Annotated in this window: 4 protein-coding genes and 1 riboswitch; of the genes, 3 read left to right on the forward strand and 1 reads right to left on the reverse strand. The window is 67.9% G+C overall.

The window, feature by feature from the left end; all coding sequences use genetic code 11:
- Window positions 1-231: 231 nt before the first annotated feature.
- The 3 genes from ACIHFD_RS60880 to ACIHFD_RS60890 all read left to right on the forward strand — a co-directional run bounded on the left by ACIHFD_RS60880 (window position 232) and on the right by ACIHFD_RS60890 (window position 3,709).
- Entirely contained in the window at window positions 232-330 is a 99-nt protein-coding gene (locus ACIHFD_RS60880; protein WP_397374759.1) for a universal stress protein, read from the forward strand.
- 145 nt (window positions 331-475) lie between these two features.
- A riboswitch (TPP riboswitch) is annotated at window positions 476-620 on the reverse strand.
- A 1,204-nt stretch (window positions 621-1,824) separates the two neighbouring features.
- Window positions 1,825-2,676, forward strand: a complete 852-nt coding sequence (locus ACIHFD_RS60885) for a universal stress protein (protein ID WP_397374760.1) — start codon at window positions 1,825-1,827, stop codon at window positions 2,674-2,676.
- 307 nt (window positions 2,677-2,983) lie between these two features.
- Window positions 2,984-3,709 carry a flavodoxin family protein gene (locus ACIHFD_RS60890; RefSeq protein WP_397374761.1) on the forward strand — a complete coding sequence of 242 codons (726 nt, stop codon included), beginning with the start codon at window positions 2,984-2,986 and terminating at the stop codon, window positions 3,707-3,709.
- Between the two features lie 240 nt (window positions 3,710-3,949).
- Here the strand turns inward: ACIHFD_RS60890 and ACIHFD_RS60895 are convergent.
- Window positions 3,950-6,000, reverse strand: a 2,051-nt coding sequence (locus ACIHFD_RS60895) for a glycosyl hydrolase family 65 protein (protein ID WP_397374762.1), incomplete at its 5' end; no start/stop codon positions are given.

Raw genomic sequence — 6,000 nt, forward strand, 5'->3', positions numbered from 1 at the left:
CCATCTACGCAGCTCAAGCCGCATGTGAGCACTCGTAGGGGACCCCGCCGAGCCGGTCCCGTTGGCATATGTTCAGCGCGATGAATCGCTCGGGATTCGTGATCGGATCCGGGAGGGGACGCAGTGGGGCCGCTTGGTTCAGGACTTGGTGGGCTCTGTGCTGGTTATAGAACCGTTCATACTCGCGCAGGGCGTGACGCAGATGGCGTTCGTTCCACAGCAGGCCGGGGGGTGATCCGCTCAGCCATGCTCGGCTCGGTCAGCCACGGTGTCCTGCACTACGCATCCTGCCCGGTCGCCGTCGTACGGCCACGTGTCCGAGCCGACTGAACACGTTCGGGGGTCGTTGCTTTGCTTAATGGAGCCGGTGGTCAGCGTTCCCCGGGCTGCACACGACAAAGACCTGTGAGGCGCTCTCCCTTCGCCGGTATGGTCCGGATCAGGTGGCTAGGGGTCGCCGGGCTGCACACGACAAAGACCTGTGAGGCGCTCTCCCTTCGCCGGTATGGTCCGGATCAGGTGGCTAGGGGTCGCCGGTCAGTCTTTCGGCTTTCCGACCTCTCAGCCCTTCCATTGATCCTCCATCGAGGCTCTCAGGTCGGACTCCCTCGCTCGTCTCACAGGCCTAAAACCAACCTCCCGCCGTCCGGTTCGTCTCGCTAGGGACGAAAGTCCTTCTCTTTGAGGACCAATGGCCCTGGCGCCGCGGCCCAAGCCCGGGTCGGCCGGGAACGCCTCAGGGACGGTAAGGCACCCGCCGATCTGGGCATCAGGGCTAGCGATCTGGGCTTTCCGGAGAGGACTTCCACGTCGTTCTCTCCGATCTCGAGCGGGATCGCCGTACGTCAGCGCGTTCTTCGGATCGGTCAGCCATGCCCTCGTCCAGTACGCCAAGGGCCCGCTGGTCGTGATCGCCGTGGCGGACAAACCTGATCTTCGACTCTCGCTGTACGCCGAGTGAGGCGTAACGGCGCTACCCGTCAGGTTTGTGGCGGCGCCACCGCGCGCACGCCTCCGCCCAGGAGGCGTCCCACGCCGCGTACCGCCCTCTGTCGAGCAACCCTCTGAAGGCCCGGAAGGCCAACGACAGGGTAGCCGCTGATCCCACGACGACCAGGAAGGCCGCGACCGTGGCGCCCGTCAGTGTTTCCGCGTGGCTCGTCGGAGGAGTGGTCAACTCGCCGTGACCGTCGATCCATACCTTTACGGACGTACCCGCCCTGGTGCCCGCGGGCACGGCCACCTCGCCCATCTTCCAGTGACCGGACGGAGCCATCCACCGCGCGGGAGCGTGTGATCCCGGCTCCGCGCCATCCTCGCCACCTCCGGTAGGAAGGGTGTACGGCGCATCCCGGGTCAGAGTCGCCGTCACTGACTGGCGGACGCCCTGGCCGGCTCGCTCGGCCTGCAGGCCTCTCTCATAGACCGACCGCCCCACGACGACGGCCGGCCAGACGCTGAACAGCAGCAGAATCAACGTGGCAGCCACAGCTGCCGCTTCCAGCCGATCGGAGCGACGACGCAGCGGATTCCGTCCCAGCCAGTACCGGCGCACTCGAAGCAACACCCACTGACTCGCGCGCCTCATCATGCACCTCCCCCTATTGTTCAGCCTCCGGCGAGGCAACGGTTCACGACAGGGGCATATGACCCGACCTCAGCGGGCCCTTCGACCTCCTGTTCACAAGGGAGATCAGGCCTCAGCTCACCGAAGGCGGACGACTCCGGGTGAACGGCCGGCCTTGAGGATCTTTGCCGTGGTTTTGCCACGCTTCGGGCAGAGGGCCCGTACGACGTCCTCAACGGCTAGCGAAAGGCGCAACCATGAACGACGTCATCGTCGTGGGGACTGACGACTCGCCGGGCGCCGACACCGCCATCGCTTGGGCTGCTGCCGATGCCACGCGCAAAAGGCTCCGGCTTGAGCTCGTACATGTGATCGAACACGGCTCCTACGAACTTCCGCGTTTCCCGATCCCTGGCCTGCTGGAGGACCTCAGGGAGGCCGCCGAGGCCATGCTGGAGAAGAAGGCCCAGGCTGTCATGGCCCGCTGGCCCGGCATCGAGGTCGCCACCAAGGTGAAGATCGGATCGCCGGTGGCCGAGCTGCGGACGCAGGCGGAGCCGGCCGCCGAACTGGTGGTCGGCTCGCGCGGCCGGAGTAGATTCGCCAGCGCGTTGCTCGGCTCGGTCAGCCTGCGATTGGCGGGCCACGCCCACGGCACGATCGTCGTCGTACGCTCGATCGCGGCTGACCATGGGCGGCTCGTGGTAGGTCTGGACGAGACCGACTCCTCAGAGCCCGCCCTGGCCCACGCCTTCAACGAAGCGTCCCTGCGCGGAGTGCCGCTGCACGTCCTCTACGCCTACGCCGTCCCCATTCACGCGGTCTCGCTCGACTGGGACCGGCTGCAACGAGCCCAGTACGACTTCGTCCACGATCGGCTCACCCCTTGGCGGGCCGAACACCCTGACGTCGACGCGATCGCGGATATCACCTCCGTACATCCGGTCGCGGCGCTCACTGAGGCGTCCAAAGACGCGGACCTGCTCGTGGTGGGCAATCGCGGGCGTGGGATAGCGGTGCTCGGCTCCGTCAGCCACGGCGTGCTGCACCACGCTCACTGCCCGGTCGCCGTGGTCCGCCGCCGTGGCGACGATCAACCTGGCCACTGACCCTCTTTTGTTGAGTGGTTCGCCGACGCCGGCGATGAACCAGCTTCCCACGCCATGAACGGCGGCTCGTGACCGCTATCAGGTGCTTGGCGGCAGCGGTTCGACGACGCTACGGGAGCTGGGCCGGTGATCGGGCGGCTCTACCCCGACGCGATCGCCGGAGCCACTACCGAGATCGAGTAAGTCGACGGCACTCGCGTTGTGCTCGAGACCGCCCGCTGGTCGCGGCGAGCCTGCTGGCCGAAGAACAGGTCATGGCCCGAAGCTTGCCTGCGGAGGCACCTGGCCCGCATCGAAGGGAACCGTCATGATGACAGTCAACGGAGCGCCTGCCCGGTATGACGATCTGCGGGCGCTGTTCATCAACTGCACCCTCAAGAAGAGCCCCGAGCGCAGCCACACCCAGGGCCTGATCGATCTCAGCGCGCACATCATGGACGCGCAGGGCGTACACGTCGAGCAGCTGCGGGCGATCGACCACGACATCGCCACCGGCGTGTGGCCGGACATGACCGAGCACGGCTGGGAGAGCGACGAGTGGCCCGCCCTCTACCAGCAGGTGCTCGCCGCCGACATCCTGGTCATCGCCGGGCCGATCTGGCTGGGCGACAACAGCTCGGTGACCAAGAAGATCATCGAACGGCTGTACGCCTGCTCCAGCCTGCTCAACCGGGCCGGCCAGTACGCCTACTACGGGCGGGTGGGCGGCTGCCTGATCACGGGCAACGAGGACGGCGTCAAGCACTGCGCCATGAACGTGCTCTACAGCCTGCAGCATCTGGGCTACACCATCCCGCCGCAGGCCGATGCCGGCTGGGTGGGCGCCGCCGGGCCCGGACCGTCCTACCTCGACCCGGGCTCGGGCGGGCCGGAGAACGACTTCACCAACCGCAACACCACCTTCATGACCTGGAACCTGCTGCACCTGGCACGCATGCTCAAGGACGCCGGCGGCATCCCGGCCCACGGCAACCAGCGCTCGGAATGGGACGCCGGATGCCGCTTCGACTTCGACAACCCCGAGCACCGATAGAGGCGATTCGGCTGGTACGCATGCTCCGGTGGAGGCGCTCAACGACGGTTGGGCCGTGGCGGCGGCCGTAGCTCCCGCAAACGACCGACACCCTCCGGCTGGGCCCACCGTTCAGCCCGGCCAGTCCGCCGACGTTGGTGGCGGTCTCGATCCAGCGCGCTGAGCTGCCGCATGTCTCCACCTCAAGCCAGCCGGAGCCCAGGCCCCTGCATCAAAACGCTCCACCCTTCGCGGTTGACCTCATCGATCTTGTCGGCCTCGAACGCGATCTTGATGTCCGCCCCTTCCAGCCCCGAACGCAGGTCCTGGCCCATTGGGCCGCAGGCACTCCTCCGGGTCCAGCGCCTCCATCGTCGGGTTGGCCATGACGGGGCCGTGCCCGGGCGGGAGGTCCTGGTCGCGGCTTCCGAGATCTTCGGCACCACTCGTGATCGTTTCTCCTCGCGTATAGGTACGGCGCGCGGTGCCGTTCACGCGTGCCTCGTGGTGGTCGGCGTCGATGAAGATCTGGCGCCCGCGGTAGCGGATCGGCATGGACAGCACGCCGAGCCGGCCGGGCAGCAACGGGTCCAGCCGCAGCCCGTCCGGCCGCGACTCCAGCCCCAGGTAGCAGCGTTGCAGGAGGTCAAGGGTGCCGCCCATCGCGCCCAGGTGGATGCCCTCCGCGGTGGTGCCGCCCTGGACGTCCTTGATGTCGCCGAAGAGGGCCTCGGTGAAGAATCTCCAGGACTGTGCCCTGTTCGAGCGTGCCAGCACCCAGGCGTGCACGACCGCGCTGAGTGTCGAGCCGTGGCTGGTGCGGGCCAGGTAGTAGGAGACGGTACGGGAGATCAGCCCGTGGTCGACCGGGTAACCCAGCCGTTCCAGGAGGCCGGTCAGCTCGTCGCCGGTCAGGAGGTTGCAGAGCATGAGGGTGTCCGCCTGTTTGGAGGCCTTGTAGCGGTTGACGTCGTCGCCGTCGGCCTCCAGCGCCCGGTCCAGGCGCCGCACGCCGCGGTAGCGCTCCCAGTCGAGCTCCAGCAGGTCTCCGTAGCCGGTGAACTGGCTGATCACGCCGTCGTGGAAGTCCACCCGCAGGCGGCGGCTGATGTCGTCCCAGCGGGCCAGCTCCACGTCCGGGGGCGCCAGTTCCGGCGCCAGTTCCGGCGCCAGACAGGCGGCCTCGCGGGCGCGCATGAGCAGCCAGGCGGTCATGACGTTGGTGTAGGCGTTGTTGGCCAGCCCCGGCACGTCAGCGCCCGGGTAGCCGTCGTGGTATTCGTCGGGTCCCATGACGCCGCGGATCTCGTAGCGGTCGCCGTGGAGCACCGCCAACGAGGCGAAGAACCTGGCGATGTCGAGCAGCAGTTCCGCGCACCAGGCCGGCATGGAGCCGGTGGCCAGGTAGTGGTGCCACACGTTGTAGGCGATGGCCAGGCCGACGTGCCGCTGCAGGCGGGAGCGGTCGGGCAGCCAGCGCCCGGAGAGCGGGTTGAGGTGCAGGGCCGGGGTCTCCTCGCGGCCGTCACTGCCGCTCTGCCACGGGAACATCGCGCCCTCGTACCCGGCCGCCCTGGCTGCGGCCCTGGCCTCCGGCAGCCGCCGCCAGCGGTAGCGCAGCAGGCCGAGCGAGACCTCGGGGAAACGCAGGGCCAGCCACGGCTGCACGAACAGCTCGTCCCAGAACACGTGGCCCCGGTACGCCTCCCCGTGCAGGCCGCGGGCGGGCACGCCGACGTCGAGGTCGGCGGTGTGCGGGGAGAACGTCTGGAGCAGGTGGAAGATGTGCAGGTGGATGGTTTGGGACAATCTGGCGCTGCTCACATCGAGCCGGGCACGCCCCCACAACCACTCCCACGCTGCCGCGTGACGGGCGAGAAGTTCCTCGAAGCATGGCGCGTGGCATACACGACTGAGCGCCGACGAGAGAGGATCGTGGCTGGCAGGGTCGCGCGAGGTTGTCAACGTCACGATCTTGGTGAGCGTAGCGGGATCGCCTCGAGCCAGGTTGAGCACATGTTCGGAGGAGATGTGGTCGACGCCTGGCCATATTCGCGCGCCGGGTACATCCGCGTCGATCCTGGCGGCAAGTCCCACGGTGATGTGTGAACTCCGGGTGCTCGCCATCAGCCAGGCCACGTCGTTCTCGGAACCGGTGGCGTGCCCGGTGAGGTGGTCGCCGCGCAGGTCGTGGTAGCGGGCCACGCCCCGGTTGGACACCCGGCCGTCCAGGGTGGCGCGCACACGTATCGGCCCCGACCAGTTCTCGGCGGTGAACGTGGTCTCCAGGGCGGCCAGGTACGGGTCTGCCA

The organism is Nonomuraea sp. NPDC051941, assembly GCF_044593615.1.